Source organism: Kitasatospora sp. NPDC001540 (genome assembly GCF_042894345.1).
GTDB classification, from domain to species: Bacteria; Actinomycetota; Actinomycetes; order Streptomycetales; family Streptomycetaceae; genus Kitasatospora; species Kitasatospora phosalacinea_C.
In genome coordinates this window covers 150,675-175,606 of record NZ_JBIAVO010000007.1, presented here as the reverse complement: position 1 = coordinate 175,606, position 24,932 = coordinate 150,675, and the positions used below count along the sequence as shown (strand labels likewise).

At 75.5% G+C, this 24,932-nt stretch carries 25 protein-coding genes and 1 pseudogene; 11 read left to right on the top strand and 15 right to left on the bottom strand.

Annotation, left to right across the window (positions count from 1 at the left end):
• Positions 1-6: 6 nt before the first annotated feature.
• A complete protein-coding gene (locus tag ACFY00_RS12160) occupies positions 7-2,124 on the bottom strand; it encodes a cellulose binding domain-containing protein (RefSeq protein WP_388030160.1) in 2,118 nt (705 codons plus the stop codon).
• Between the two features lie 424 nt (positions 2,125-2,548).
• Entirely contained in the window at positions 2,549-3,907 is a 1,359-nt protein-coding gene (locus tag ACFY00_RS12155; RefSeq protein ID WP_388030157.1) for an FAD-dependent oxidoreductase, read from the bottom strand.
• Between the two features lie 124 nt (positions 3,908-4,031).
• Here ACFY00_RS12155 and ACFY00_RS12150 point away from each other — a divergent pair, with 124 nt between their 5' ends.
• Positions 4,032-4,391, top strand: a complete 360-nt coding sequence (locus ACFY00_RS12150) for an ArsR/SmtB family transcription factor (RefSeq protein WP_388030154.1) — start codon at positions 4,032-4,034, stop codon at positions 4,389-4,391.
• A 13-nt stretch (positions 4,392-4,404) separates the two neighbouring features.
• Here ACFY00_RS12150 and arsB read toward each other — a convergent pair whose 3' ends face one another.
• Both arsB and ACFY00_RS12140 read right to left on the bottom strand, forming a co-directional pair.
• Entirely contained in the window at positions 4,405-5,514 is a 1,110-nt protein-coding gene (gene arsB, locus ACFY00_RS12145; RefSeq protein ID WP_388030152.1) for an ACR3 family arsenite efflux transporter, read from the bottom strand.
• Positions 5,514-5,819, bottom strand: coding sequence for an ArsR/SmtB family transcription factor (locus ACFY00_RS12140; RefSeq protein ID WP_388030151.1), 306 nt, complete (start codon positions 5,817-5,819; stop codon positions 5,514-5,516). The genes arsB and ACFY00_RS12140 overlap by 1 nt, the downstream gene beginning before the upstream one ends.
• A gap of 77 nt (positions 5,820-5,896) precedes the next feature.
• Between ACFY00_RS12140 and ACFY00_RS12135 the strand changes: the two genes are divergently transcribed.
• Entirely contained in the window at positions 5,897-6,313 is a 417-nt protein-coding gene (locus ACFY00_RS12135; protein WP_388030149.1) for an arsenate reductase ArsC, read from the top strand.
• Between the two features lie 43 nt (positions 6,314-6,356).
• Here ACFY00_RS12135 and ACFY00_RS12130 read toward each other — a convergent pair whose 3' ends face one another.
• From ACFY00_RS12130 to thpR, 4 genes are all read right to left on the bottom strand, one after another.
• Positions 6,357-7,274: an RNA polymerase sigma-70 factor gene (locus ACFY00_RS12130; protein WP_388030146.1), complete on the bottom strand. Its 918-nt coding sequence runs from the start codon at positions 7,272-7,274 to the stop codon at positions 6,357-6,359.
• A complete protein-coding gene (locus ACFY00_RS12125) occupies positions 7,271-8,461 on the bottom strand; it encodes an NAD(P)/FAD-dependent oxidoreductase (protein ID WP_388030144.1) in 1,191 nt (396 codons plus the stop codon). The genes ACFY00_RS12130 and ACFY00_RS12125 overlap by 4 nt, the downstream gene beginning before the upstream one ends.
• Before the next feature lie 100 nt (positions 8,462-8,561).
• Positions 8,562-10,550 carry a hypothetical protein gene (locus ACFY00_RS12120; RefSeq protein ID WP_388030141.1) on the bottom strand — a complete coding sequence of 663 codons (1,989 nt, stop codon included), beginning with the start codon at positions 10,548-10,550 and terminating at the stop codon, positions 8,562-8,564.
• Between the two features lie 33 nt (positions 10,551-10,583).
• Positions 10,584-11,222 (bottom strand): RNA 2',3'-cyclic phosphodiesterase, encoded by a 639-nt coding sequence (gene thpR / locus ACFY00_RS12115; RefSeq protein ID WP_388030138.1) that lies wholly within the window; start codon positions 11,220-11,222, stop codon positions 10,584-10,586.
• A gap of 99 nt (positions 11,223-11,321) precedes the next feature.
• On the opposite strand from thpR, the gene ACFY00_RS12110 reads away from it, so the two are divergent.
• Positions 11,322-11,855: an NADPH-dependent FMN reductase gene (locus ACFY00_RS12110; protein ID WP_388030136.1), complete on the top strand. Its 534-nt coding sequence runs from the start codon at positions 11,322-11,324 to the stop codon at positions 11,853-11,855.
• Between the two features lie 48 nt (positions 11,856-11,903).
• Here ACFY00_RS12110 and ACFY00_RS12105 read toward each other — a convergent pair.
• The 3 genes and pseudogenes from ACFY00_RS12105 to ACFY00_RS12095 all read right to left on the bottom strand — a co-directional run.
• Positions 11,904-12,047 (bottom strand): annotated as a pseudogene (locus ACFY00_RS12105) (IS5/IS1182 family transposase); the annotation flags it as partial.
• A 230-nt stretch (positions 12,048-12,277) separates the two neighbouring features.
• Positions 12,278-13,252, bottom strand: coding sequence for a hypothetical protein (locus tag ACFY00_RS12100; protein WP_388030134.1), 975 nt, complete (start codon positions 13,250-13,252; stop codon positions 12,278-12,280).
• Positions 13,249-13,596, bottom strand: a complete 348-nt coding sequence (locus tag ACFY00_RS12095; RefSeq protein WP_388030131.1) for a PadR family transcriptional regulator — start codon at positions 13,594-13,596, stop codon at positions 13,249-13,251. The genes ACFY00_RS12100 and ACFY00_RS12095 overlap by 4 nt, the downstream gene beginning before the upstream one ends.
• Positions 13,597-13,765: 169 nt before the next feature.
• Here ACFY00_RS12095 and ACFY00_RS12090 point away from each other — a divergent pair, with 169 nt between their 5' ends.
• Positions 13,766-14,533: a hypothetical protein gene (locus ACFY00_RS12090; protein ID WP_388030129.1), complete on the top strand. Its 768-nt coding sequence runs from the start codon at positions 13,766-13,768 to the stop codon at positions 14,531-14,533.
• Positions 14,534-14,653: 120 nt separating this feature from the next.
• On the opposite strand, the gene ACFY00_RS12085 is transcribed toward ACFY00_RS12090, so the two are convergent.
• Both ACFY00_RS12085 and ACFY00_RS12080 read right to left on the bottom strand, forming a co-directional pair.
• Entirely contained in the window at positions 14,654-15,022 is a 369-nt protein-coding gene (locus ACFY00_RS12085) for a hypothetical protein (protein ID WP_388030127.1), read from the bottom strand.
• Between the two features lie 334 nt (positions 15,023-15,356).
• Entirely contained in the window at positions 15,357-16,025 is a 669-nt protein-coding gene (locus ACFY00_RS12080; protein ID WP_388030124.1) for a hypothetical protein, read from the bottom strand.
• A 332-nt stretch (positions 16,026-16,357) separates the two neighbouring features.
• Here ACFY00_RS12080 and ACFY00_RS12075 point away from each other — a divergent pair, with 332 nt between their 5' ends.
• Positions 16,358-17,710: a hypothetical protein gene (locus tag ACFY00_RS12075; protein WP_388030122.1), complete on the top strand. Its 1,353-nt coding sequence runs from the start codon at positions 16,358-16,360 to the stop codon at positions 17,708-17,710.
• A gap of 101 nt (positions 17,711-17,811) precedes the next feature.
• Here the strand turns inward: ACFY00_RS12075 and ACFY00_RS12070 are convergent, their stop codons facing one another.
• Positions 17,812-18,045: a GlsB/YeaQ/YmgE family stress response membrane protein gene (locus ACFY00_RS12070; protein WP_388030120.1), complete on the bottom strand. Its 234-nt coding sequence runs from the start codon at positions 18,043-18,045 to the stop codon at positions 17,812-17,814.
• Positions 18,046-18,342: 297 nt separating this feature from the next.
• On the opposite strand from ACFY00_RS12070, the gene ACFY00_RS12065 reads away from it, so the two are divergent.
• From ACFY00_RS12065 to ACFY00_RS12045, 5 genes are all read left to right on the top strand, one after another.
• Entirely contained in the window at positions 18,343-19,356 is a 1,014-nt protein-coding gene (locus ACFY00_RS12065) for a hypothetical protein (protein ID WP_388030117.1), read from the top strand.
• 136 nt (positions 19,357-19,492) lie between these two features.
• Entirely contained in the window at positions 19,493-20,281 is a 789-nt protein-coding gene (locus ACFY00_RS12060; RefSeq protein ID WP_388030115.1) for a hypothetical protein, read from the top strand.
• Positions 20,282-20,422: 141 nt separating this feature from the next.
• A complete protein-coding gene (locus tag ACFY00_RS12055; protein ID WP_388030112.1) occupies positions 20,423-20,935 on the top strand; it encodes a MarR family winged helix-turn-helix transcriptional regulator in 513 nt (170 codons plus the stop codon).
• Positions 20,932-21,798 (top strand): ATP-binding cassette domain-containing protein, encoded by an 867-nt coding sequence (locus tag ACFY00_RS12050; protein ID WP_388030110.1) that lies wholly within the window; start codon positions 20,932-20,934, stop codon positions 21,796-21,798. The genes ACFY00_RS12055 and ACFY00_RS12050 overlap by 4 nt, the downstream gene beginning before the upstream one ends.
• Positions 21,758-22,621: an ABC transporter permease gene (locus tag ACFY00_RS12045; protein ID WP_388030108.1), complete on the top strand. Its 864-nt coding sequence runs from the start codon at positions 21,758-21,760 to the stop codon at positions 22,619-22,621. The genes ACFY00_RS12050 and ACFY00_RS12045 overlap by 41 nt, the downstream gene beginning before the upstream one ends.
• A gap of 324 nt (positions 22,622-22,945) precedes the next feature.
• On the opposite strand, the gene ACFY00_RS12040 is transcribed toward ACFY00_RS12045, so the two are convergent.
• On the bottom strand, positions 22,946-23,419 hold the full coding sequence (locus ACFY00_RS12040; RefSeq protein WP_388030107.1) for a hemerythrin domain-containing protein: 474 nt from the start codon (positions 23,417-23,419) through the stop codon (positions 22,946-22,948).
• 129 nt (positions 23,420-23,548) lie between these two features.
• Here ACFY00_RS12040 and ACFY00_RS12035 point away from each other — a divergent pair, with 129 nt between their 5' ends.
• On the top strand, positions 23,549-24,775 hold the full coding sequence (locus ACFY00_RS12035) for an MFS transporter (protein WP_388030106.1): 1,227 nt from the start codon (positions 23,549-23,551) through the stop codon (positions 24,773-24,775).
• Positions 24,776-24,932 lie beyond the last annotated feature (157 nt).

Sequence of the window (24,932 nt, the reverse complement as noted above, 5' to 3'; positions counted from 1 at the left end):
CGGTGGTCAGCTGACGGTGCGGCAGACCGTCCCGTTCAGGCGGAAGACCGTCGGGGACGGGTTGGCGCCGTTGTTGTTGCCGACGAAGCCGAAGTCCGCCGAGTTGCCGCCGTTCGGCACCAGGTGGCCGTTGTAGTCGCCGTTGGTGACCCGGACGTGCTGGCCGGTGCCGGAGACGTTCGCGTTCCACCAGGAGCCGACGGACTGCCCGGTGGAGGGCCAGTCGAAGTCCAGCGTCCAGCCGTTGAGGTCGGCCGGGCCGAGGTTGCTCACCACGACGCTGGCGACGAAGCCGTTGCCCCAGCCCGCGGTCACCTGGTACGTGACGGTGCAGGTGCTGTCGCCGGGGGTGCCGGTGGTGAAGGTCAGCGGGGCGGACGGGCGGGAGAGGTGCCCGGCCTGGTCGCGGGCCAGCACGTTGACGGTGTGCCGGGAGCCGGGCGGCAGGTTGTAGAGGGTGGCGGAGGTGCCGGTGGAGGAGCCCAGCAACTGGACGGTGGCGCCGAGCTGCTCGTACACCTCGTAGCGGTCCACCGCGCCGGTGGCGGCCGGCCAGCTCAGCGCGACGGTGTTGGCGCCGACCGAGGTGGTGCGCGGCGTGCCGGGCGCCCCGACGGTCGCCGAGGACGGGCCGGTGCCGGGCTTCGGGTGCACGGTCAGCACGGTGATCGAGTACGGGGCGAGGGTCGCGGACGCGGCGGTGGCGGTGCCGGTCGCGTCGACCAGGCCGTCGTCGCCGGGCGCCCAGCGCTGCACGGCGGGGGCCGAGCCGTCCGCGGTGAAGCCCTGGTAGCGCAGGTCCACGGTGTGCGCGGCGCTGGAACTCTTGTTCAGCAGCAGCACGCTGAGGTCGCCGTTGGCGCGGAGCACCGCGTGCGAGGAGACCTCGGAGCCGGAGGCCGCGGAGGCCAGCATGGTGTCGCCCGGGTCGCTGAGCGCGCCCAGCGCCTTGATGCCGTGGTACGGCGCGAACGGGGTGTTCACGGCCGGCTCGCAGACGCTGCCGTTGCAGCCGCCGCTGGACAGCAGGCCCATGTCGCCGTAGTCGGTCTCGCCGTTGACGGTGGTGATCGGGCCGACGCCGTTGTGGGTGTCCCACCAGTCGACGCTGAAGACGCCGTTCTCCAGCGCGGTGCTCATCGCCTCGGCCGCGAACAGGCCGTTCGGACGGCTGGTCAGCGCGCCGTTGCCGGAGTCGGAGTTCACCTCGGTCATCGCGATGCCGATCTTCGCCGAGTCGGCGCCCGCGTACCGGTCCAGCAGGTTGCGCACCTCCCGCAGCTCACCGGGCAGTTGCTGCACCGCGGCCAGCGACTGGCCGCCGCCGCCCGCGTTCGGGTACCAGTGCACGCTGACGAAGTCGACGTCGTGCGCGACCGCGGCCAGCACGGTGTGGTTCCAGTCGCCGCTGTCCCCGGACGCGACGATCCCGTCCGGCCAGTTGCCCGGCATGGTCAGCACCGCGCCGATCTTCACGCTCGGGTCGACGGCCTTCATCGCCGCGGCGTACGCCTTGACCTCCCGGGCGTACTGGTCCGGGGTCTTGTCGGCGTGGGTGTCGTTCTCCCAGCCGCTGCCGTAGACGCCGTTGCCGTAGATCTCGTTGCCGATCTCCCAGTACTTCGCCCCGTACCCCTTGGTGACGTTGGCGTACCGGACCCAGTCCGCGGCCTCCTGCGCCGTGCCGGAGCCGTAGTTGGCGATCAGGATCGGCTGCGCGCCGGTCGCCTTCACCGTGCCCATGAACGCGTCGAACCCGGTGCCCGGGGCGACGTAGCCGCCCGGCGCGGTGTGGTCGACCCAGTGGTAGATGTCCGCGTACGAGCCGCCGGGGTAGCGCAGCGCGCCGACTCCCGCGGCCCGGTACAGCGACACCACCTCCGGGTCGTTCATGTGCGAGTCCCAGATCGCGGCGTTGACGCCGAGCGCGCTGGGGCTGACGGTGCCCAGGCCCGCGGCCGCGTTCACCGTCACCGTGGTGTCGCCCGCGGGGGCGGTGTCGGCGGCGGCAGCGGTGACGGGGGCGGACAGCGGCAGCGCGGCGGCCGCGACGGCCAGCACCGCCGAGGCCGTCGCGCCGAGCGGACGGCGGCGGTCTCCGGCTGGTCTCCTGCGGAACAGCATGGGGGGTCGTTCCTCCCAGGTGGGGCGCCGGCCCCGCGGTCGAGCGCATCGCGGAGCCGAGCGGGTGGACGGGGAACCGAACTGTGCGGCCTGCGACCGCGCGGCCGTGCGGTGCCGGGCGGGCAGGTGGGGTGCGGACACGCTTTGGGAGCGCTCCCATGGTGGGAAGGGGCCCTCGGACGTGTCAATCACCCACCGACGCCCGCCCCGGTCCGCCCAGTTCCGGCCCCACCGCCCCGCTGAAACGTTCGCGCCCCGCCGCCGCCCCGACCCGGACGGGGCGGCCACCGCATGCCGGTGCCCTAAGCCGCGAGGGGGCGACCGACCGGTCCTCCGGGCCACCGCGGCGAGGTCTACCGCCGGATTCCCTGACGAGTCGCACGGCACGTCGGCTTCGAACGCCGCCCCCTGCCCGCGGTAGCGGTCAGCAGGTGCCGCCGGGCGTGCGGACGTTGAGGGTGATCAGCTGCGGTACGGCGGGAGTGCCGCAGCAGCCGTCGCTCTGCTCGCCGACGGGTTCGTCGTAGAGTCCGGCGCCGCCGCAGACGCCGGTCTCGGGGAGGGTGAGTTCGACCCGGGCGGCGGCCTCGTGGTCCCCGGCGAGGGCGGCGGCCACCGAGCGGACCTGCTCGTAGCCGGTCAGGGCGAGGAAGGTCGGGGCGCGGCCGTAGGACTTCATGCCGACCAGGTGGACGTCCTGCTCCGGGTGGGCCAACTCTCCTGCGCCGTGCGGGTAGACGGTGCCGCAGGAGTGCTGGTTGGGGTCGATCAGCGGCGCGAGCGCGACCGGGGCCTGGAGGCGGTCGTCCAGGGCGAGGCGCAGTTCGGTGAGGAAGGACAGGTCGGGGCGCAGGCCGGTGAGGACGAGGACCTCGTCCAACTCCTCGGCGCGGGTGCCGTCCTCGGAGACGAGCGTCAGCGTGCCGTCGGTGGACCGCTCGACGGCGGCGGTGCGGAAGCCGGTGAGCGCGGTGGCGTGGCCGTTCTCGACGGCGGCCGCGGCGGCGAGGCCCAGCGCCCCGCGGGCGGGCAGCTGGTCGGCGCTGCCGCCGCCGTAGGTGGAGCCGGTGAGGCCGCGCCGCAGCACCCACACCGCGTGGGTGCCGGGTGCGTCCTGCGCCAGCTCGGCGAGGGCCGCGAGGGCGGTGAACGCGGAGGCGCCGGAGCCGACGACGGCGGTGCGCCTCCCGGCGTGGCGGGCCCGGACGGCGGGGTCGCGCAGGTCGGGGACGCGGTAGGAGATCCGGTCGGCGGCGGCGCGCTCGCCGAGGGCGGGCAGGCCGTCGGCGCCCAGCGGGTTGGGGGTGGCCCAGGTGCCGGAGGCGTCGACGACGGCGCGCACGGGCAGGCGCTCCTCGCGGCCGTCGGCGTGCTCGACGTGGACGGTGAAGGGCTGCCGCTCGCGGTCGGCGTCGACGATCCGGTCCCGCCCGGCGCGGGCGACGCCGGTGACCCGGCTGTCGTAGCGGACGCGCCCGCCGAGGGCGTCGGCCAGCGGCTGCAGGTACTGCGCGACCCAGTCGCCGCCGGTCGGGTACGCGGCGCCGTCGGGGCGGGCCCAGCCGGTGGGGGCCAGCAGCTTCTCGGCGGCGGGGTCGACCACCTCGGCCCACGGCGAGAACAGCCGGACGTGCGCCCAGGCGCGGACGGCGGTGGCGGCCGACGGACCGGCCTCCAGGACGAGCGGTTCGAGGCCGCGCTCCAGCAGGTGGGCGGCGGCGGCCAGGCCGATCGGTCCGGCGCCGATGACGAGGACGGGCAGGCCGGTGGTGTCGGAGGTCATGGCGGTGGGCTCCTCTTCGCGCCGAGCGGTGCGGCAGCGGCCGCGGTCCGCCTGATTCGACAGGTGTCGATGTGCTGTCGCCCTCGACCTTGCCCGTTGGATTGGCGGGTGTCAATATAGACACATGTCGAATTCAAGGGTGGAGCTGCCGGTCCTCGCGCCGGAGGTCGTGCCGTGCTGCCCGCCGCTGACCTCGGCGGAGCTCTCCGAGGCGGACGCGGCGCGGATGGCCGCGATGTTCAAGGCGCTGGGCGACCCGGTGCGGCTGCGGCTCTTCTCGAAGGTCGCCTCGCACGAAGGCGGGGAGGCGTGCGTCTGCGACATCCAGGACGTCGGCGTCTCCCAGCCGACCGTCTCCCACCACCTCAAGAAGCTCCGCGAGGCCGGACTGCTCGCCTCCGAACGCCGCGGCACCTGGGTGTACTACCGCGTCGAGCCGTCCGTCCTCGCGGGCCTGGCCCGACTCCTCGACCTGAACCGCTGACCCGCCCCCGCGGTCAGGCGCTCCGGGCGGTGAACCTCCCGCGCCGGGCGAGCGAGACGTACACCAGGGCGATCAGCACCGGGACTTCGATCAGCGGGCCGACCACGCCCGCGAGGGCCTGGCCGGAGGTGACGCCGAAGGTGCCGATGGCCACCGCGATGGCGAGTTCGAAGTTGTTGCCCGCGGCGGTGAAGGCGAGGGTCGCGGTGCGGTCGTAGCCGAGGCCGAGCCGTCGGCCGAGGGCGAAGCCGCCGAACCACAGGAGCGCGAAGTAGGCCAGCAGCGGCAGGGCGATGCGGGCGACGTCCAGCGGCTGCGAGGTGATCGTCCTCCCCTGGAGGGCGAACAGGATGACGATGGTGAACAGCAGGCCGTACAGCGCCCAGGGCCCGATCTTCGGCAGCAGCTTCGCCTCGTAGCGTTCGCGGCCGAGTCGCTTCTCGCCGAGGCGGCGGGTCAGGAACCCGGCCACCAGCGGGATGCCGAGGAAGACGACGACGTTGAGGGCGATCCTCCCCGTCGAGACGTCGAGGCGCTCGCCCTCGCCGAGGCCCAGCCAACCGGGCAGCAGGTCGAGGTAGAACCAGCCGAGCACGCCGAACATGACGACCTGGAAGACGGAGTTGAGCGCGACCAGGACGGCGGCGGCCTCGCGGTCGCCGCACGCCAGGTCGTTCCAGATGACCACCATGGCGATGCAGCGGGCCAGCCCGACGATGATCAGACCGGTGCGGTACGCAGGCAGGTCGGCCAGGAAGATCCAGGCCAGGGCGAACATCACCGCGGGCCCGACGATCCAGTTGACCACCAGTGAGGCGGCCATCAGGCGGCGGTCGCCGGTGACGGCGTCGAGCCGGTCGTAGCGGACCTTCGCGAGGACCGGGTACATCATCACCAGCAGGCCGAGCGCGATCGGCAGCGAGATCCCGCCGACCTCGACCTCGGCGAGCGCGTCGTCCAACCCCGGAACCAGGCGGCCCAGCCCGAGGCCGAGGGCCATCGCGACGAGGATCCACACCGCCAGGTAGCGGTCGACGAAGGAGAGCCTCCCGGCGACCGACGCCGTTCCTGGACCGGCCTCGGGGGCGGGGGCGGGGGCGGGGGCGGAGACGGTGCGGGCCATCAGCAGGACCTCTTCACGTCGGCGTGGGCGCGGGCGGTGGCGGCGAGGTCGGCGAACCGCGCGGACAGCGACTCCAGCACCTCCGGCCGCAGCCGGTAGTACGTGAAGCGGCCGCACGGCTCGGTGTCCACCACGCCCGCGTCCCGCAGCACCCTGAGGTGGTTGGAGAGGTTGGTCTGGCGGGCGCCGGTCTCCGCGACCAGGTGCGTGGTGCACAGGGTCTCGCGGGCCAGCAGGGTCACGATCCGCAGCCGGAGGGGGTCGGACAGCACGCGCAACAGTTCAGTGTCGACTGACATCACCATGGGCTGATACTTTCACATCATCCACAGCTGATACGTTCTGCGGCTTCCGACACCCCACCGAAGGACCCACCCCCGCCATGACCGCCGCCGCGCCGCGCGCCTCCGTGCTGTTCGTCTGCGTCCACAACGCCGGCCGCTCCCAGATGGCCGCGGCCTTCCTCACCCACCTCGCCGGTGACCGCATCGAGGTCCGCTCCGCGGGCTCCGCCCCCGGCCACCGGGTCAACCCGGCCGCCGTCGCCGCGATGGCCGAGGTCGGCATCGACATCTCCGACCGGCGGCCGAAGGTCCTCACCGCCGAGGCCGTCCGCTCCTCCGACTACGTCATCACCATGGGCTGCGGCGACGCCTGCCCCTACCACCCCGGCACGCACTACCGGGACTGGCCCCTGGACGACCCGGCCGGCCAGGGACTCGAGGCCGTCCGCCCCATCCGCGACGCCATCCGCGCCCGCGTCGAGGAACTCGTCGCCGAGATCGACTCGGCTTCCTGACGGCCGCCCGGGCCCGGGCGGCCGCCGAGGAGCCGATGGGGACTCAGCAGACCTGGTGACGGGTGCCGGCGGCGACGGCGCGGAGCTTGTCCGGGTTGGCCACGTTGTGGACGGCGCAGATCCGGCCCGCCGGGTCGAAGTCGAAGGTCATCGTGGCGATCACCCGGTCCGGAGCGTGGAAGACCAGGCCCGGGCCGCCGTTGACCGAGGTGAGTTCCGCCCGCATCCGTTCCGGTCCGACGCCCTGGTAGGTCGCGGTGCCGAGGGCGGCGAACCAGCGGGCCACGGTCTCCGCGCCGACGACCGGCTTGAGGGCCTGGCGGACCTTGCCGCCGCCGTCGGTCCACAGCGTCACGTCCGGGGCGAGCAGCTCCATGAGGGTGTTGAGGTCGCCGCCCGTCGCCGCCGCGAGGAAGCGCTCGGTGACGTCGCGGCGGCGGGCGCGGTCCGCGGGGAAGCGGGGCCGCCGGGCCCGGACGTGCTCGCGGGCGCGGTGCGCGGCCTGCCGGACCGCCGCCTCGGAGCGGTCCACCGCCTGCGCGATCTCCGCGTGGCTGAAGGCGAAGACCTCCTTCAGCACGAAGACCGCCCGCTCCAAGGGGCTCAGCGTCTCCAGCACGAGGAGCAGGGCCGTCGAGACCGAGTCCGCCTCGACGGCGCCGTCGGCGGTGTCCGGGCCGGTGAGGATCGGCTCGGGCAGCCACGGTCCGACGTAGGCCTCGCGCCGGTGGCGGGTCGAACGGAGCTGCTCCATCGCCAGGTTGGAGACGATCCTGGTCAGGTAGGCCTTGGGGTCGGCGACCCGGGACCGGTCGGCCGCCGACCACTTGAGCCAGGCGTCCTGGACCACGTCCTCGGTGTCGGCGGCGGAGCCGAGCAGGCGGTAGGCGACGGAGAAGAGCAGGGTGCGGTACCGCTGGAAGGCGAGCTGGTCGGGGTCGGTCGGCTGCGGCTGGGTCACTTGGCGCTCCTGGTCCGGGTGTGGCGGCCGCCGTGCGGCCAGAGGGCGCCCGAGGCGGGCACCTTCTTCATGCGGGCGAAGGTCGGCCACGGCGCCGCCGTGACCGCCTCCTTGTACTTCGCGGCCCACCTGCCGGTCAGCACGATCCGGCGCGGGCTGTCGTCGGGGTGGGTGAACTGCACGACGGCGTCGTTCCGGCCCAGGCTGACGGGGGTGTGGTAGTAGCCGAACCGGAAGCGCCGGGGCTCCTTGCCGGCCAGCACCCGCAGGATCGACCGGGCCGCGTGCACGCCGGTGGGCATGCCGCCCTGGCAGGTACCGTGCATCACGCCGTAGCCCTGCCGGACCGCCGCCGCGTCGCCCACCGCGTAGACCTCCGGGTGCGAGACCGAGCGCAGCGCACCGTCGGTGACCACCCGGCCGCGCCCGTCGACGGTCAGGCCCGCGGCGGCGGCCAGCGGCGCGGCCCGGGTGCCGCTGGTCCACAGCACCGCGTCCGCCGGGACGACGGACCCGTCCGCGAGCTCGACGCCGTCCGGCCGCACCGCCGCCACCTCGACGCCGCTGCGCACCCGCACGCCCAGCCGGGCCAGCGCCGCGTCCAGGTGGGCCCGGGCCCTCGGGTGCAGGCCCGCGCCCGGCTCCCCGCGGCCCAGCAGCACCACCCGGAGGGCCGGGTACCGCTCGGCGATCTCCGCGGCGGCCTCGACGCCGGTGAGGCCGCTGCCGCCGACCACGACCGTCCCGCCGTCGAGCCGGGCCAGGCGGTCGGCGAGGAGCGCGGCGTCCTCCGGACCGTCGAGGGTGTGCGCGTGCTCGTCCGCGCCGGGCACGGCCGCGGTGTCCGCGACGCTGCCCAGGCCGTAGACCAGGGTGTCGTACCGCAGGACCCGCTCGTCGTCGACCCGGACGGTCCTCGCGTCGGCGTCCACGGCGGTGACCCGGCCCCGGACGAAGACGGCGCCGGTGCCGTCCAGCAGCTCCGGGATCCTCAGCTCGGCAGTCTCCTGGCCGGTGGCGGTCAGGTGCAGCCGGAGCCGCTCGGTGAAGGTGTCGTGGGGGTTCACCAGCGTCACCCGCAGGTCCCCGCGCTTCCGGGTGCGGGCCGCGAGCTGGATCGCCGCGGAGAGCCCGGCGTAACCGGCGCCCAGGACCAGGACCTCGTGCTGCTGCCTCGTCGCGTCCATCGCTCGCTGCCTCTTTCGTGTCGGTGGCCGCCCGCCTCGCGGACGACCACCGGACGCGAGCTGCCGCCCCGTTCGTGACACGGGGTCGGTGTGACGCCCGTCACCCTGCGGGAAGGGGCGCCGCGTGGTGGTCCGGGCAGGCGAGGGCCCGGTCGATCAGGGCGCGCAGGTCCTCGTCCTGGAGGACGGCCCGGTGGTCCTCGTACGGGGAGAGGCGCTGCTCGGACTGCTGCAGGGAGCACAGGGCCGCCCGGATCGCGGGGGTGATCGCGCCGATCGCGACCAGGCCGCCCAGGGCCCGGGTGAGGGTGCCGAAGCCGGGGGAGTCCGTGGCCGACAGCACGAAGCCTTCGAGGGCCCGGACGGCGGGGGCCTCCTCGCCGGTGATCAACCCGAGGGTGATGGTGGCGGTGAGCCTGATCCAGGGCTCGGTCCCGCTCCCGCAGAAGGGGCGGACCAGGTCGGCGTACGGGGCGGCGGCGCGACCGAAGCGGGCGAGTTCGGCGAACGGGCCGGGGGAGGACGGGGACGCGGCCCGGATCTCGGTGACGACCGAGCGCAGTTCGGCGTCACGGTCCGGACCGATGCGGGCGGCGGCCCGGCTGACGAGGAGGGGGTGGTGGGCCCGGCAGGTGGCGAGGGCGGGGAGGGCGGGGGCGGCGGCCGGGCCGATCGCCTTCAGGACGGCGAGGGCGTCGGAGCCGGTGCGCGGGTCGGAGAGCAGGGGGAGGAGTTCGGGCAGGGTGGGCAGGGCGTCCTCGCCCCAGCAGCGCAGCACGGTGAGGAACGGGCGGGTCGCGCCGCCGTCGGGCCCGCCGTCGCGCAGGGCCGCGCGGATCGCGGGGAGCAGCGCGGGCGCCTGCGCCCGGAGCGGCACCAGGACGTGGGGGATGCCCGGCTGGAAGGAGGAGCGCCGCCCGTCCTCCTCCTGGACGCGGAGCTGTTCGACCAGGCCGGGCAGGGCGCGCGGGTCGCCGGTGCGGACCAGCGCCCAGCGGGCGAAACCGCCGACGGTGCCGCCCAGTTCGGGATCGTCGGCGGTGTCGTCGAGCAGGGCGACGAGCCGGTCGGCGTACGGGGCGGCGGCCGGACCGAGCAGGGCGAGGAGGTGGGCGGCCCGCAGCCGGACCGGGCCGTCCGGGTCGTCCAGCAGGGCGCCCGCGACCGGGAGCAACGCGCTTGCGGTGGAACGGCGTTGGAGGAACTCGCGGCACAGCACGTCGAGGGCCTCCCGGCGTAGCGGGGCGTCGTGGAGCGGGTCGGTCGCCGCGAGCAGGCGCAGGGGGAGGGCGAGGCGGGCGGCGGGGTCGTGTTCCAGGCGTCGGTGGATCCACCGGAACGCGGCCTCGCGGTCGACGGGGAGCGCGTGGTGCGGCCGGTACCAGACCTCGGCGAACCGGTCGCGGAGCGTGGGATCGGCGAACACCTCGACCAGCCGGTCGAGTTGGCGCACCGCCAGATCGCGGTCCAGGGCGGCGGCGACGTACACGGCCGCGGCCCACAGCACCGGGTCGTCGCCGCCCAGCAGCGGTGCCGGCAGCGGCTCCAGCAGGGCGGCGAGGCGGGTGTCCGGGGCGGTCGCGGTCGCGGCGTCAGCGAGTGCGAACAGGGCCGGGAGCCGCACCGCCGGGTCGGGTTCGGTGCGCGGGCGGTCCAGCAGTTCGGCGGGGGAGGCCTCCGGCGGGAGGGTGGCGCGCCGCACCGCCGGGTTCGGGTCGGTGCGCAGGGCGCGGGCGCGGGCCAGGTCCGCCCCGTTCAAAGGGGAGAGGTCCAACGAGGCCAGCAGGGAGGCGAGCTCGGCCCGGGCGACGATCCGCGGATCGGCGGCGAGGGTGACGACGAACGGAAGGGCGACGGCCGCCACGGAGGGGGCGGGCCGACCGGGGAGCGGTTGCAGGTGGCCGAAGAGCGCCGCGCAGTCGGCCTCCGTGGAGCCGGGCCCGGCGCAGGCGATCCGGCGCAGGGCCTGCGGCACGTCCCGGACCGGCCGCGCCGGGTCGGCGGTGCCGAACTCGTGCCAGGCGACCGCGTCCAGCGCTGCCAGGAACGCCGTCGTCCGGGGGAGCCAGTTCTCGTTCGGGTCCGTCACGGCTGCCATTCTCCGGCCGGGCGGCCCGCCCCGTCACCCGGAATTCGCCGGATCCACCGGTCCCGCCGGGTCGGTCGGGACGGTCAGCGGCCAGGAGTCGAGGTCGCGGTAGCGCAGTGGGGCGGGGGTGCGCAGGGGGGTGCTGCCGACGAGGTGGAGGCGGGGGGTCCACCAGGGGCGGCCGGTGAAGTCGGCGAGGGTGGCGGCGCTCGCGGGGATGCCGACGGGGTCGTCGCGGCGGGCGCGGGCCAGGGTGAGGTGGGGGTGCAGGGGACGGTCGCGGAAGGCGAGGCCGTGGGCGCGGACCAGGGCGCGGATGTCGGCGGCGAGGCGGTGCAGCCCGGCGAGGTCGCCGTCGACGCCGCTCCACAGCAGCCGTTCGTCGAAGTGCCCGCTGCCGCGCAGGCCCAGCCGCAGGGCGGGCTGCCCGGCGGCGCGGTCGGCCAGCGCCGCGTGCAGCGGCGGCACGGCGGTGGCGGGGAGTTCGCCGAGGAAGGCGAGGGTGATGTGCCAGTCCTCGATCCGGTTCCAGCGCAGCCGCGGGTGCGCCTCGTACGCGGGCCGCAGGGCGCGGGCGAGTTCGTCCTTGGCCTCGTCGGGCGGGGCCAGCGCCACGAAGACGCGCAGGGTCGGGGGCGCGGGGTGTCCGTCCGGCGGGGGGTGCTCGTCCACCAGGGATTTCTAGCACCCGTCGGCCCCCCGTCGATCCGCGGAGCCCGGCCGGTCGACAATGTGCTCCGGTGGGTGCGGTCGGGGAACGGGGAGAGGCAGATGGAGTTCGTGGGGATCGTCGGCAGCCTGCGCGCGGGATCGATCAACCGGCAGGTGGCGCTGACCGCCGCCGACCTGTGCGGGCCGGGGACGTCCCTCACCCTGTACGAGGGGCTGGCCGGGCTGCCCTACTTCGAGCACGACGTCGAGCTGGCCGGGCCGCCGGAGTCCGTTCTGGACTTCCGGGCCCGGCTGGCGGCGGCCGACGCCGTGCTGATCGCCTGCCCCGAGTACGCGGCGGGCATGCCGGGCGTGCTGAAGAACGCCCTGGAGTGGGTCGTCGGCGGGGGCGAACTCGTCGACAAGCCGGTCGCCGTGGTCACCGCCTCCCCGGCCGTCACCGGCGGCGAGCGGGCCCGGGCCTGGACCACCGAGACGCTGCGGATGATGGGCGCGGACGTCCTGCCCGAGTCGATGTCCGTCCCGAAGGCGGGCACCAGGCTCAAGGACGGCCGGGTCGGCGACGAGACGCTGCGCGAGCAACTGCGGGGCGTGCTGGCGGCGATGGAGGCCGCGGCGCTGACGCGGCGCTGACGCGGAGCCGGGGAGCGTACTCGGTCGTGATCGAGGTGTGCTCCCGGTGAGGTCCTCGATCCGGATCATGGCGCCGCGGAGGTGGCGGCCGGCGAGGCGGCTCTCGGGTGCCTTGTCGTACCGGGTGGCGATGCCCCGCCGGGCCTTCGGCCGGTTGACCGGGCGTTCGACGGTGTTGCGGCCCGTGGAGAGCCCGGCGGCCCTCCACCGCCGGAAGCGGTTGTGGACCGTCGACCCGGCGCCGAACCCGCCCGGCGCCTCCCGCCGCTGACTGCCTGCGCCACCGTTCCGGGTACGGGCCGTACTCGCCGAGCGGCAGGTCCGACTCGTGAACTCCCGCTCGGCGTCAGTCAGTTGTACGCGCGTCACGCGAAATGGTCCACATGGGCTCCGCGGGCCGTGGCGGGGGCGCCGACGGGGGCTCAGGCGGGACGGGACGGTTCGTTCGTCCTGGCCCGGCGGCCGACGTGGGCCGCTGCGGCCAGGGCGGCCGCGACGGCCGCCGGTGCGAGGCAGGCTCCCCCGTACAGGACGACCACGGACAGTCGCTGCGAGCTGTCCGCGACCGCGAGCGCGAGGTTCGTCAGCCAGGGCAGGGGCGCGAGGAGCACCCCGGCGGCCCGGAGGCCGTCGGGACGGCGCCCGGACAGGCGCAGCAGCAGGAGCACGGCGGTCACCGTGCACTGCCAGAGCGTGAGCGTGCTGACGTACGACAGGGGCAGCGGGCCGAGGAACGGGATCCCGTAGCGGATCACCGCGATCATCGGGACCGCGATGCCCAGGGCGAGGCCGACGGCCTCCCGCCTTCCCCGCGCCGTGGTGTCCACCAGGTCGGTCGGCGCGAGGAGGAGCAGCGCGCCGACGATCGCCGGGACGACGATGCAGTAGACCTGCCACAGGGTGTCCACCGGCTCCAGGAGCTGGAGGCCGATGCCGGTGAGCGCGGCGAGCGCCCCGGTGGTGCGGGCCGCCCTCCAGCGGCCCGCGAGGGCGAACGCGAGGGCCAGGAGCCAGGGCAGGCTGTCGGCCAGCAGCAGGACCGCCGCCAGGACGGCTTGGCCGAGGCCGAGGTTGGGGAACGGGTGGCGGATCCGGTGGACCGCTTCGTACGACTGCGCCGGGAGGAAGGCCAGGGCGCGACCGGCGGCGATGGCGAGGGCGAGGGGCGCCGCGCCCGCCAGCAGTCGGCCGGCCGGATCGGTGGGGCCGATGCGCAGTCGCAGCCGCAGGGCGTGCGCGGCGAGGTCGACGTGCTCCCGGAGCACCTCGCGCCGGTTCAGGCCCTCGGTGGTCTCGGCGAGGACGGCGGCGATGTCCTGGCCGTGGGCGGCCCGGTAGCGATCGGGGTAGAGGCGCATCACCAGGCGCCCCGCCCGCGGTACGTCGTGGGTGGTCACGCGAGGGCTCCGTTCGGGCGCAGGCGGGCGACGGTCAGTCGGCGCTCGGCCTCGGAGGCGGCCAGGCGAAGGCGCCGGGCCTCCTCGGCCAGCAGGTCCTGGCCCTGCTCGGTGAGGGCGAAGGTGCGGCGTAGTCGGCTGTCGACCACCTCCTCGCGCTCGATCCGGACCGCGCCTTCGTGGAGCAGCCGGTCGAGCGCGGTGTAGAGGGTGCCGGTACTGAGCCTGGTGCGGCCGCCGGAGATGGCCAGCACCTCCTGGATGATCGCGTAACCGTGCCGGGGGGCATCGGCCAGCGCGGTGAGCACGAGCCTGGTCGGCTCACGGAGTTGACGTTCGGTCATGAGGGGAGCATAGGGCTACTGCCGCCATATGTCGATCATTTACCTATGGCGATCGGGAGTCCCCACCTGAGCGGAGGCGCCGCAACCGCGTGGCGGGCGGGCGCGTCCCCCGTACGAGCGCGGCGGTGCGTCCGTGCACGGGACGGTGAGGAGCGGGGTGGGCCGGTCCATGGCGGAGATGGTGGAGGGCGGCGCGGTCGCGCCCCCGAAGCGCGGGTCGGCCGGTGCGGAGCGGTCCCCTCGGGTGGTGGGCGTGGTGCCGTGGGGTGCGGCGGCGGGCGCGCTCGCCTGGGGCCTGGCAGGGGCCTGGCGAGCCGGGCACGAGGCCAACTACCCGTGGAACGTCTGGACCCCGATCGGGTACGGCGCCGTGAAGGGGGTCTTCCTCGGACTGCTGGCGGGCTGGTGCGCGACTCTGGTCCTCCGGCTGCTCGAAGACCCGGGGCGAGGGGATCCGGCCGGCCCGGCGGCCAGCGGCCCGGCCGCCACCGGCCCGGCCGCCACCGGCGCCCTGCTGGGAGGCCTCGCCCCGGGCACGGTCCGCGATTTCCTCGGGGAGCCCCGTCCCAGGACCCTCTACTACTTCGACGCGCCCCGGCCCGCTGCCGAGTGGTACTGGACGCCGCTGCTCACCGAGTGGCTGACCCAGACCCTGCTGCCCGCCCTCGGATGCGCGCTCCTCCTGGCCGCTGCCGTCCGAGCGCTGGCCCGACTCTCCCGGCCCCGGTCCTCCAACTGGGTCGCCCTCGCCCTCACCGGCACGGGGCTCCTCGTCCTCCCCGCCTGGGCGACCGCGGGCCTGCCTGCCCCGGAGGGCAACGGCGGGCACGTCGACGAGTCGGCGATGGCCACCATGACCGTCTGGGGTGTCGCGCTCGGCGTCATGGCCAGTGCGTCCGTCTCCTTGGTCCGCCTGCGCCGTACATCCCGAGGGTGACCGAGAAGCGATCATCCGACCGGTTCGCGGAGCCGGAGGACCAGGGAAGCCGGGACGACTCCTGCCCGGTGACGGTCGGCACCGACGGCCCGTACCCGAAGCGGCACACCAGCCGCTGTGCTATCCGTCCTGCCCGCGCAGTCGTGCCCTGGCGAACTCCACGGCCTCCAGGAGCCGCTGCTGGTCCTTCTTCTGGGCGCCGGTGAAAGCGACGGCGTGCGGGTGTCGGAAGATCTCCCTCCGCGGCGCCCCCTCGGGGACCGCGTGGTGCCCCGACGCCCCCCGGGTCTCGAAGAACGTGTATCCGTTCAGCCAGGCGGTGGGCGCCTCGGACACCACGTCCACGATGTCGGCCACCGGGATTTCGGTGGTACCGGCGCCCCCGATCCGGGAGAGGAGGGACCTCCGGATCTCGATCGACTCCTCGTTGACGACCACCGTGCCCGGATAGAACCGTATGGAAGTACTGAAGGGGGATGTGACGGCCATTTCCCTGTCCTCGGGCGACGGGCGCGGTCGGGGACCGGGCGAAGTCCGGCGCCCGACCGCGGAGAGCGGTTTTCCTGCGGTCGGAGATTCAGGCGACCGACGCGCCTGGAACGGCGACCTTATACCACTCCGGGCGGAGTCGGCCCGGGAGTTGATCCCGCAGGCGTCCTGCTCCGGTCCGCCCGCTGACCCGGACGAAACGGCCCGGGCCCGCCGGGTCCGCCGGGCGCCGCGTTCGCCCGGTCCCGCCGTCGACCGTCACGTACAGTGCGGCCGAAGGGGGTCCGGAAGGGCCGGGCGTCGCGCGGGCGCGCCCGGCGGGCGGGCCCGGGCGTCAGTGCTCCAGGTCGGCGCGCATCAGGGCGAACTGCTTCGCCGCGTCCGCCGGGGAGCTGGCGGGGAACAGGGCGACCGCGGCGGTGGAGGAGTCGACCCAGCCGCACAGCGCGTCGGCGCCCAGCGGGAAGCACTCCAGGTTGCCGCCGAGCGGGCCCGCCGGGTAGGCGACGGACGCGCCGGGGCTGCCGGTGGAGCCGTTGCCCGTCGCGTAGTCGATCAGGCCGCGCCACAGGTGCTCACGGCGCTTGCTCGGCTCCTCCGGCACCCCGGCGACCCCGACGAACAGCACCGGGCGGGCCGAACCGCCCGCCTTCCGGACGTAGTTGGCCTCCACCAGGGTCATCCCGTCGCGCATCTCGCCCGGGTCCACCGGCACGTCGCTCAGCTGCGCGTCCCCGGTCGCCCGGGTCAGCCCGCCCGCCGTGGCCGCCTCGGTCAGGGTGCGCTTGCCGGGGGCGGCGGACTTCGTCGCAGCGGGCGGGGACTTCGGCGCCGCGGACGGGGAGCCGGGCGCCGCCGGGGCGGAGACGGGCGCGGTCGTCGCGGCGGGGACGGCGGCGTCGCCGTCCGTGCCCTCCGGGTCGCAGGCGGCCAGGGCGAGGGTCGCGGCCAGGGCCGCGGAGGCGAACAGGGCGCGGGCGGCGAACGGTTGACGTCCGGTCATGGCGGTGGTTCTCCCGAGTGCGTGGTGACGTGCGTGGTCGAGTCGGCGCGGGCGGGCTGCTGGACCCGGGCGGCGCCACGACCAGGACGCTACGGGCGCCGGGCGCGGGGGAGCGGCGAAGACGCCGATTCCGGACCGCACCGCTACCGGACGGTGACACGTCGACAATTCGGTGGCACGAGCGGCACGAGTGGCACGGACTGCGCGGCGGCACCGAAAACCGCTTGGCCCGGCGGCGCGCTGCGGCGATGATCGGGCGGGCGCGCGCCCCGGCGGCCGCCGGAACGCCGCGCCCCGAGACCCGAGACCCGGTCGACCCAGGAGGACACTGCGTGCACCCCGATCTCACCAAGGCCCACGAACTGCTCGACGCGGGCGACCCGCAGGGCGCCGTCCGGGAGCTGCGGGCCCGCGCCGACAGCCTGACGGCCGGTGAACTGGCGCCCGCCGTCAGGCAGTTGGCCGAACTGGTGGGAATCGACGAGCTGGCCGACGCCGCCGCCGCGCTGACCGCCGCCCCGTCCGACCCCGGCGCGCTCTACGCGTACGGGTACGCCTGCATCGAGCACGGCCTGTCCGAGTTCGCCGTGCCCGCGCTGCGGCATTCACTGGACGGCGCGCTGCGCGGCGGCACCGCACCCGAGGCCAAGACGGCCGGGGCGGCCAAGCGGCGGCTGTTCGGCCGCTCCCGCCCGGCGGAGCGGGCCGTCGACCCGCGGCAGGTGCTGCTGGAGCTCGCCGTCGCGCTGGAGGACGGCGAGCGGCACGACGAGGCGGTCGACCTGCTCCGGGAGCACCGGGAGATCACCGGCGACTGGCCCGACCGCTACCTGCTGGTGCACAACGCGCTGATGGCCGGGCGGCTCGACCTCGCCCGCGAGGTCTTCGAAGGGCTCTCCGCGCCCGACGACACCTGGCAGCCCGCCGCCGACCGGATCCGCCGCACCCTGGCCCGCGCCGCCGCCGTCCCGCCCACCGGCCCGACCGACCTGCGCGGCTGGCACCACGTCCTGACCGGCGGCCTGCTCGCCACCCTCTCCCCGTACGGCTACGACGCCGGGATGACCGGCCGCTGGGCGTACCTGCAGGGCGGCTGGGACGACTGCCGGCTCGGCCTGGAGCGGCTGCGCACCGTCCTGGCGGCCGCCGGCCGCCGCCCCGCCTCCGTCGCGCTGCTGCCCGACCGCGGCAGCCGGGCGCTCGGCCTGGCCGCCGCCGAGCTGCTCGGCCTGCCCGCGGCCCCGTACCGGCCGGGCACGCCCGACGCGCTGGTCCTCGCGTACGACCTGAACGAGGTGGACGAGGAGGTGCTCTCGGCGCTGCACGAGCGGGCCCCGGGGGAGGTGCTGTACGAGCACGCCACCTGCTGGACGGACACCCCCGCGGTGTCGGCGGACGTCTGCGGGCTGCTGGTGCAGCGGATCGTCGCGCCCTGGGAGCCGCGGATGGCCGTCGGCGAGGACGGCGGCGTCACCCGTTCGCCCGCGGACGGGCGCCCGGCCGAGGAGCTGGCCCGGGAGATCCTGGCCGCCTCCGCCGAGCCCGACGAGGGCGACGGCGCCACGCCGGCCGACCCGCCGGAGGAACTGGCCCGGTTCGCGGCCCGCGCCGCCGCGACCTGGGCGACCGGCCCGCGGGACCGGATCCGCTCCGCCGGACCGGTCCGCAGCTCCCGCTTCGCCTGACCGCGGTCGGGCCGTGCGTCCGGCCCGACCACGGGCCCGGCCCGACCGCACGTCGGCCCGGCCCCCGTCGGACGGGGGCCGGGCCGGACGCGCCGTGCGGGCTACCTGCTGGTGCGGGACCTGCTCCAGGCCGGGGCGACCAGTGCGACGAACAGGACGGCGAACCCGATCTGCAGGAGGTGTCTGATCCAGTCGATCCCGCTGGTGTGGCGGACGCCGATCCAGCCGGACACCAGGTTCCCGACCAGGGCGCCGGCCGCACCCAGCAGCATGGTCAGCCACCAGGGGATGGACTGCGGCCCTCGCAGGATCAGTTTGGCGATCAGACCCAGCACGAGGCCGATCAGTAGAATCCAGATGATTTGGAACATCGAAACCCAGCCTTTCCGGTCGGGCGCCGGCGGCCTGCGACGGTGCGCCGGGCACGGCCGCCGACGGGACGGTCCGCACCAGCCATGATCGCCCGCCCGGGGCGCCCCGGCATCTCGACGATCCCCCGATCGACACGTTTGCAAAGCCCCGGCAAAGGGTAGGGGTACGACCCGAATCGGGGCCCTGGTCGATTGCGCCGCAGTGCGGTGTGGTGGGATAAACGACCTGAACCGACGTCAAGTCCTACGGGGGGACACGGCATGGCAGCGGGCTTCGGCTACGAACTCGGCGAGCTGGCGAAGATCCAGAAGGATTTCCAGTCGATCCAGCAGCGGATGGGCGAACTGTCCGAGCGGACCGGCCGGATCAAGGGCGTGATGGCCAAGGCCGTCGCCACCGACCTCGCGGCCGGCGCCCTCGGCAACGTCATCGGCTTCGGCGTGGTGGTCGCCCAGGTGCGCGAGCGGGTCGAGGCGGTCCAGCAGCGGATGGCGGCCCTGGAGGCCGTCAAGAACGAGCTCACCAAGAACCTCGGCAGCGACGTCGCCAAGCTCGGCACCATCGCCAAGCAGTACGCGGAGGCCGAGCGGCGCGCCCGCGAAGGCCTCGCCAAGCCCGGCCAGGGCGCCCACCCCGGGCAGCCCGCCGCCCCGAAGAAGCCCGGCAGCACCAAGCCCGGCCACGCGCCCAGCGGCCCGAGGAAGCCCGTGGCGACGCCGTCCGGCCCGAAGAAGCCCACCGGCGGCGCGGGCCACGGCGGCGGCCACGGCGGCAACGGCGGCCACGACCCGGTGCCGAGCGTGTCGCACGAGGGCGCGATCAAGGTCAGCCAGGTGACCTACGACGGCGCGGGGAAGTACCGCAGCGGCGAGGCCGCCTGCCGCGAGTACATCGCCCAGGCGCTGGACGCGATGGGCGTCACCGACCCGAAGGCCCGCGCGGCCTGGACGGAGGGCATGCTGACCATCGCCTCCCGCGAGTCCTCGTACAACGCGCCCGGCTCGCAGATCAACGCCTGGGACAGCAACGCCCACGGTGCGATCGTCGGCGACGGCAAGCCCGCGAACTGCTCGCGCGGCGGCTGGCAGTGCATCCCGTCCACCTTCGCGGCCAACCACGTGAAGGGCACCTCCACCGACATCTACGACCCGGTGGCCAACGTCGCGGCGTCCATGACGTACATCCGCAGCAGGTACCACGTCTCGCCGGACGGGCACGACCTGGCGAGCAAGGTGCCGCAGGCCAACCCGCACCACAAGCCGCAGGGCTACTGACCGACCGCGGCCGCCCGTCCCCGGACGGGCCGCCGCGCCCCGCGGCCGCCGCTGCCGCCCCGCGTCCGGTCCTGCCGACGCGGGGGCGGCGTGCGGCCGTCGATCTCCTCCGTCCTCGAACTCCCCAGGGATACACGTGCGTTCGCTCCGTCTCGCCGCCGCCACGGTGGCCTGCCTGTCCGCTGTCGCCCTGCTGTCGGCCTGCGACCCCGACGGCACCGACAGCGGCGACTCCGCCGCCTCCGCCGCCCCTGCGGCCTCCAGCCCGGCCGCGCCGACCTCGGGCGGGGCCAAGTCGCCCGCTCCGGCGAAGAGTTCGGCCGGGGCGGCCGGGGCCGCCGACCGGCTGCCCGCCGGGGTGTGGATCGACCCCAAGGCCGTCCCGATGAACTCCGCGCTGCACTGGAAGGCGCCCGCCTCCGCCGCCAAGCCGCTCGGCAGCAAGGGGCAGCTCCGGATCGAGACGCTCTGCAAGATCCCCCGCGACGCGTCCTTCACCGAGGTCCCGATGGTGGAGACCGCCTCGCTGGGCGCCCCCAGCGGCGACTGGGCGGCCGACGAGACGATCGCCAGCTTCGGCTCCGCGGCGAAGAGCAGCGGCCGGGCGCAGAGCGCGTTCGGCCTGCTGGGCGCCGTCGCGGCCGGGCTGAAGGCCTGCGACACCACCATGCCGGGCGCCACCGTCGCGGTCAGCAGCGACGACAGCACCTTCCTCGCGGCCACCCTTACCGTCCCGACGGCGGACGGCGGCAGCACCGAGGTGCACGAGTACCTGTCGGTGCAGGGCGGCTCGGTCGCCGAACTGACGCTGCGCGCCCAGCTGACCAAGGGCAGCCACCCGAAGACCGCCTGGTCCGCCCCCGCCGACGCCGGGCTGCTGGACACCCTCGGCAAGACGGTCTGCACCGCCCTCGGCGACTGCTGATCCGCCCTGCCCCGCCCCGCCCACCGGGCCGGTCCGCGCACCCGCGGACCGGCCCGCGGCCTTTCCCGGGCCGATAGTTGGTGAGTTCTTGACCTGCGAACCCTCGACGGATGCCTCTCACTCAGAGCTAAAATCGAAGGCGTGAGCGAGCACCCGGAACGGAACGGTCACCCGGAGCGGGACCACGCACGCGGGCCGGACGCCGAGGAGTTCGCCGACCTGCTGGTCGGCATCCAACGGCTGACCCGGCGCCGCCTGCGGGCCGGGCTGGCCGGGCCGCGGCTGCGCGGCGCCCAGGCCGAACTGCTGCGCCTGGTCGCGGACGCCCCGGGCCTGCGGGTCTCGAAGGCCGCCGAGGAGCTGTCGCTGGCCGGGAACTCGGTCTCCACCCTGGTCAACCAACTGGTCGGGCAGGGGCTGCTGCGCCGCGAGACCGACCCGGCGGACCGGCGGGCGGCGCTGCTGTACGCCACCGAGGAGGCCGTCGAACGGCTGGCCGCCTGGCGGCAGCGGCGCACCGAACTGCTCGGCGAGGTGCTGGCGGAACTGGACGGCGCGGACCGGGCGGCGCTGGCCGCCGCCCTGTCCGCGCTGCGGGCGGTCGCGGCGGGGCTGCGCGCCCCCGGGGGCGGCGAGGGGAAGGCGGAGGCATGACCGAACAGGAGCAACCGGCGGTCCGGTGCCGGGAGTTGGCGTACAGCTTCCACCGCGGCCGGGGCAAGGGCCCGGTGGTCCGGGCGGTGGACGGGGTCGACCTGGAGGTGCGCCCCGGCGAGGTGTTCGGGCTGCTGGGGCCGAACGGCGCGGGCAAGACCACCACCATCCGGGTGATCACCACCCTGCTGCCGACGGCGCGCGGCATGGTCGAGGTGTTCGGCCACGACTGCGTGGCCGAACGCACCGAGGTGCGCCGGCTGCTCGGCTACGTCCCGCAGGCGCTGTCCGCGGACGCCGGGCTGACCGGCCGGGAGAACGTCGCCCTGTTCGCCCGGGTCTTCGACGTGCCCCGCGCCGAGCGCGCCGCCCGGGTCGCCCAGGCGCTGGCCGCCGTCGACCTGACCGAGGCCGCCGACCGGATGGCCGGGACGTACTCCGGCGGCATGGTGCGCCGCCTGGAGCTGGCCCAGGCGCTGGTCAGCGCGCCCCGGCTGCTGGTGCTGGACGAGCCCACCATCGGGCTGGACCCGATCGCCCGGGCGGGCGTGTGGGAGCGGGTGGACGCGGTGCGCCGGGCCACCGGCATGACGGTGCTGGTCACCACGCACTACATGGACGAGGCGGACCGGCACTGCGACCGGATCGCCCTGATGGACCGCGGCCGGATCCGGGCGCTCGGCACCCCCGAGGAGCTCAAGGCACGGGTCCGCGCCGAGAGCGCCGACGGCCCGGCCCGGCAGGAGCCCACCCTGGACGACGTGTTCCGGCACTTCTCCGGCCGCGCGCTGACCGACGACGCCAAGGAAGGGGAGTTCTCGGATGTCCGCCGCACCCGCCGCACCGCCAGCCGAGTCGGCTGAACACCCGCCCGCCGGGCCCGAGTTGGACCTGCTGCTGGTGCCGCCGAAGGCCCGCACGGGTTGGCGGCTGGTCCCGGCCCGGGTGGGCGCGATGTGCGCCGTCGAGCTGCAGAAGCTGCGGCACGACCGCACCGAGCTGTACACCCGGGCGGTCCAGCCCGCGCTCTGGCTGCTGATCTTCGGCGAGACCTTCACCCGGCTGAAGGCCATCCCGACCGGCGGCATCCCGTACCTGGACTACCTGGCGCCCGGCATCATCGCGCAGTCCGCGATGTTCATCGCGATCTTCTACGGCATCATGATCATCTGGGAGCGGGACTCCGGGGTGCTCACCAAACTGCTGGTCACCCCGACCCCGCGGGCCGCCCTGGTCACCGGGAAGGCCTTCGCCGCGGGCGTGAAGGCGGTGATCCAGGCCGCCGTGGTGGTGGTGCTGGCCGCGGTGCTGGGCGTCGGGATGACCGCGAACCCGCTGCGGCTGCTGGGCGTCGCGGTGGCGGTGGTGCTGGGCTCGGCGTTCTTCTCCTGCCTGTCGATGACCATCGCGGGCATCGTGCTGACCAGGGACCGGCTGATGGGCATCGGGCAGGCCATCACCATGCCGCTGTTCTTCGGCTCCAACGCGCTGTACCCCGTCGACCTGATGCCCGGCTGGCTGCAGGCCGTCAGCCGGGCCAATCCGCTCAGCTACCAGGTGGACGCGCTGCGCGGGCTGCTCATCGGCACCCCGTCCCACCTGGCCCTGGACTTCGGCGTGCTCGCCCTGGCCACCGGGCTCGGCATCGCCGCCGCCTCCGGCCTGCTGGGGCGCCTCGCCCGCTGAACGGCCCGCCCGGCGGCACCGGGTGCAGCGTCCGCCGCGCCCGGGCCGCCGAGTCGCGCATCGCCCGGCAGGCGGTCCGGCACCCGCCCGAGGTGGTCCGCGGCCCGCTGGGGTGACCCGGCGACGGCCCCCTCGGCAGCGGCCGGTCGCGTCGCGGGCGACCGCGCCCGGCCCGCTCCGCTCCTGCGCGAGGACCGTCACCGGCTCCGGCCCCGTGGCCTTGCGGCCCGCCGTCGGGCGATGAGACGTGCGGTCGGGGGGAAGGGGCCGCCCGGGGAGGCGGGGCCGGACAGGGGCCCGCGACGCCGGGGCCGGACGGGCCGCTCAGCCGGGGCCGGAGGGCCGCCGATCCGGATGGGCCTCCTGCCAGGCGGCCATCGAGGCGTCCCAGTCGGCGGCCGTCAGGGCGATCAGCGAGGCCGGGAACAGGCCGTCCTCCTCCTTGGCGATGTGCTCGTGCAGCTCCTCGAACGCGGTCAGCAGCGCCGCCCGGTCGGTCGGCGACGCGAGGTCGGTGGCGGCGAGCAGCGCCGCCAGCCCGCGGTGCTCGGCCTCCAGGGCGTCGACGTACCCGGCGAACTCCGGGTCCCCGCGCATCACCCGGAACAGCCCGCCCTCCTCGCCCCGCCAGTGCGAGGCCAGCTCGGCCAGCAGCGGCGGCAGCAGCGCCCCCGCGGCGGCGGGATTCCCCGCCTCCAGCAGCCGGGCGATCTCCCCGGTCAGGTCGGTGGCGGCCTCGTGCTCCCGGATGAAGTCCTTGATCAGCGGGATCTCACGGCACCCGCAGTAGTGGCACATCCCGCCAGTCTCACCGCCCCGGCCCGCCCGGACCCCGAACGGCACGCCACCGACGGCGGCGGACGGGGCGCGGCGGGTTCGCCCTCGACTTTGCCCTCGACCTGGTCGAGGGCCCTAGCGTCGGCGGCCATGGGAACCACCGTCACCACCCCCGCCGCGCTGCCCCGGACGTACCTGTGGTGGCTCGCGGGGACGCGCGCCTCGGCCGTCGGGGACGCCGCGCTCGCCACCGCCCTCGGCTGGACGGCCGCCGGGCACGGCGGGGCGACCGCCGGGCTGGTGCTGACGGCGGTCACCGTGCCGCGCACCGCGCTGCTGCTGTTCGGCGGGGCGGTGGCCGACCGGTTCGGGGCCCGGCGGACGGCGCTGGCCGGGGACGGGGCGATGCTGCTGGTCGTCCTGGTGCTGGCCGCGGTCGACCGCACCGCAGGGAGCGCGCCGTGGACGCTGCTGGGCTTCGCCCTGCTGATCGGCACCGTCGACGCCTTCCAACTGCCCGCGAGCGGCGCCCTGCCGCGGCTGCTGGTGGCGCCCGAGCAGGTGCCGCGGGCGCTGGCGCTCCGGCAGGCGGGCGGCCAGGCGGCCGTGCTGCTCGGGGCGCCACTGGGCGCGCTGCTGGTCGGGGCGGCTGGGCTGGCCGCCACCGCGCTGGCCGACGCGGCGACCTTCGCCGCCGTGCTGGCCGTGACGCTGCGGATCCGCCCCTCGGCCGGGCCGCCGCACCCGCCCGCCGACCCCGGCCCCGCCCTCGGCCCCGGCGGGCTGTTCGCGGGGGTGGTCGACGGGGTACGGGTGGCCTGGCGCGGCAGGGTGCTGCGCTCCGCCCTGGCGCTGGCCGCGGTCGCGGCGGCGGGGGTGCTGCCGGTGGTCGCACTGCTGGGTCCGCTGCTGGTGCGCGAGCGGGGCTGGGACGCGGGCGCGGCCGGGCTGCCCGCGGCCGGGCAGGCGGTCGGGATGCTGGTCGCCGCGCTGGTCGCCGCCCGCCGCGGCACCCTGTCCCGCCCCGCGCTGGGCGCCGGTCTCGGCCTGCTGGCCGCCGCCCTCGGCACGGCCGGGCTCGCGGCCGCGGGCACCCCGCTCGCGGCGGCCGCCGCGGCCGCCGCGGTGGGGGCCGGTTCGAGCGGCTTCGCCGTGCACCTGGGGCCGGTCGTCCTGGGCGGGGCCCCGGCGACCCACCTGGCCCGGCTGCAGGCGCTGCTGACGTTCGTGCAGAGCGCGGCCCTGGCCCTGGCCAACCCGGCCTGGGGCGCCCTCGCGGCCGGGTTCGGCGCCCCGGTGGCGCTGCTGGGCTGCGCGCTGCTGACGGGCGCCGCAGGCGGGGCGGCGCTGTTGGTGGCGGGGGCCGGGCGGCGCTGAGGGGGCGACAGCTCCCGCCCCGGGGTTGGTGGTTGCGGAAAGATCTTTCGGCAAGTGGGCGGGATTTCCGCCGGAATGCCCGCCGATGCGCAGCGTCAAGGAGTCTTTACAGGCAGGTCATGCCTCAGTAACCTCCTGGAAGTTCTTGCATGTTCTT

Coding starts and splice junctions, on each gene's coding strand:
- ACFY00_RS12160 (WP_388030160.1), bottom strand. CDS start 2,124: ATGCTGTTCCGCAGGAGACCAGCCGGAGACCGCCGCCGTCCGCTCGGC.
- ACFY00_RS12155 (WP_388030157.1), bottom strand. CDS start 3,907: ATGACCTCCGACACCACCGGCCTGCCCGTCCTCGTCATCGGCGCCGGA.
- ACFY00_RS12150 (WP_388030154.1), top strand. CDS start 4,032: ATGTCGAATTCAAGGGTGGAGCTGCCGGTCCTCGCGCCGGAGGTCGTG.
- arsB (WP_388030152.1), bottom strand. CDS start 5,514: ATGGCCCGCACCGTCTCCGCCCCCGCCCCCGCCCCCGCCCCCGAGGCC.
- ACFY00_RS12140 (WP_388030151.1), bottom strand. CDS start 5,819: ATGGTGATGTCAGTCGACACTGAACTGTTGCGCGTGCTGTCCGACCCC.
- ACFY00_RS12135 (WP_388030149.1), top strand. CDS start 5,897: ATGACCGCCGCCGCGCCGCGCGCCTCCGTGCTGTTCGTCTGCGTCCAC.
- ACFY00_RS12125 (WP_388030144.1), bottom strand. CDS start 8,461: ATGGACGCGACGAGGCAGCAGCACGAGGTCCTGGTCCTGGGCGCCGGT.
- ACFY00_RS12110 (WP_388030136.1), top strand. CDS start 11,322: ATGGAGTTCGTGGGGATCGTCGGCAGCCTGCGCGCGGGATCGATCAAC.
- ACFY00_RS12095 (WP_388030131.1), bottom strand. CDS start 13,596: ATGACCGAACGTCAACTCCGTGAGCCGACCAGGCTCGTGCTCACCGCG.
- ACFY00_RS12090 (WP_388030129.1), top strand. CDS start 13,766: ATGGCGGAGATGGTGGAGGGCGGCGCGGTCGCGCCCCCGAAGCGCGGG.
- ACFY00_RS12085 (WP_388030127.1), bottom strand. CDS start 15,022: ATGGCCGTCACATCCCCCTTCAGTACTTCCATACGGTTCTATCCGGGC.
- ACFY00_RS12080 (WP_388030124.1), bottom strand. CDS start 16,025: ATGACCGGACGTCAACCGTTCGCCGCCCGCGCCCTGTTCGCCTCCGCG.
- ACFY00_RS12065 (WP_388030117.1), top strand. CDS start 18,343: ATGGCAGCGGGCTTCGGCTACGAACTCGGCGAGCTGGCGAAGATCCAG.
- ACFY00_RS12050 (WP_388030110.1), top strand. CDS start 20,932: ATGACCGAACAGGAGCAACCGGCGGTCCGGTGCCGGGAGTTGGCGTAC.
- ACFY00_RS12045 (WP_388030108.1), top strand. CDS start 21,758: ATGTCCGCCGCACCCGCCGCACCGCCAGCCGAGTCGGCTGAACACCCG.
- ACFY00_RS12040 (WP_388030107.1), bottom strand. CDS start 23,419: ATGTGCCACTACTGCGGGTGCCGTGAGATCCCGCTGATCAAGGACTTC.
- ACFY00_RS12035 (WP_388030106.1), top strand. CDS start 23,549: ATGGGAACCACCGTCACCACCCCCGCCGCGCTGCCCCGGACGTACCTG.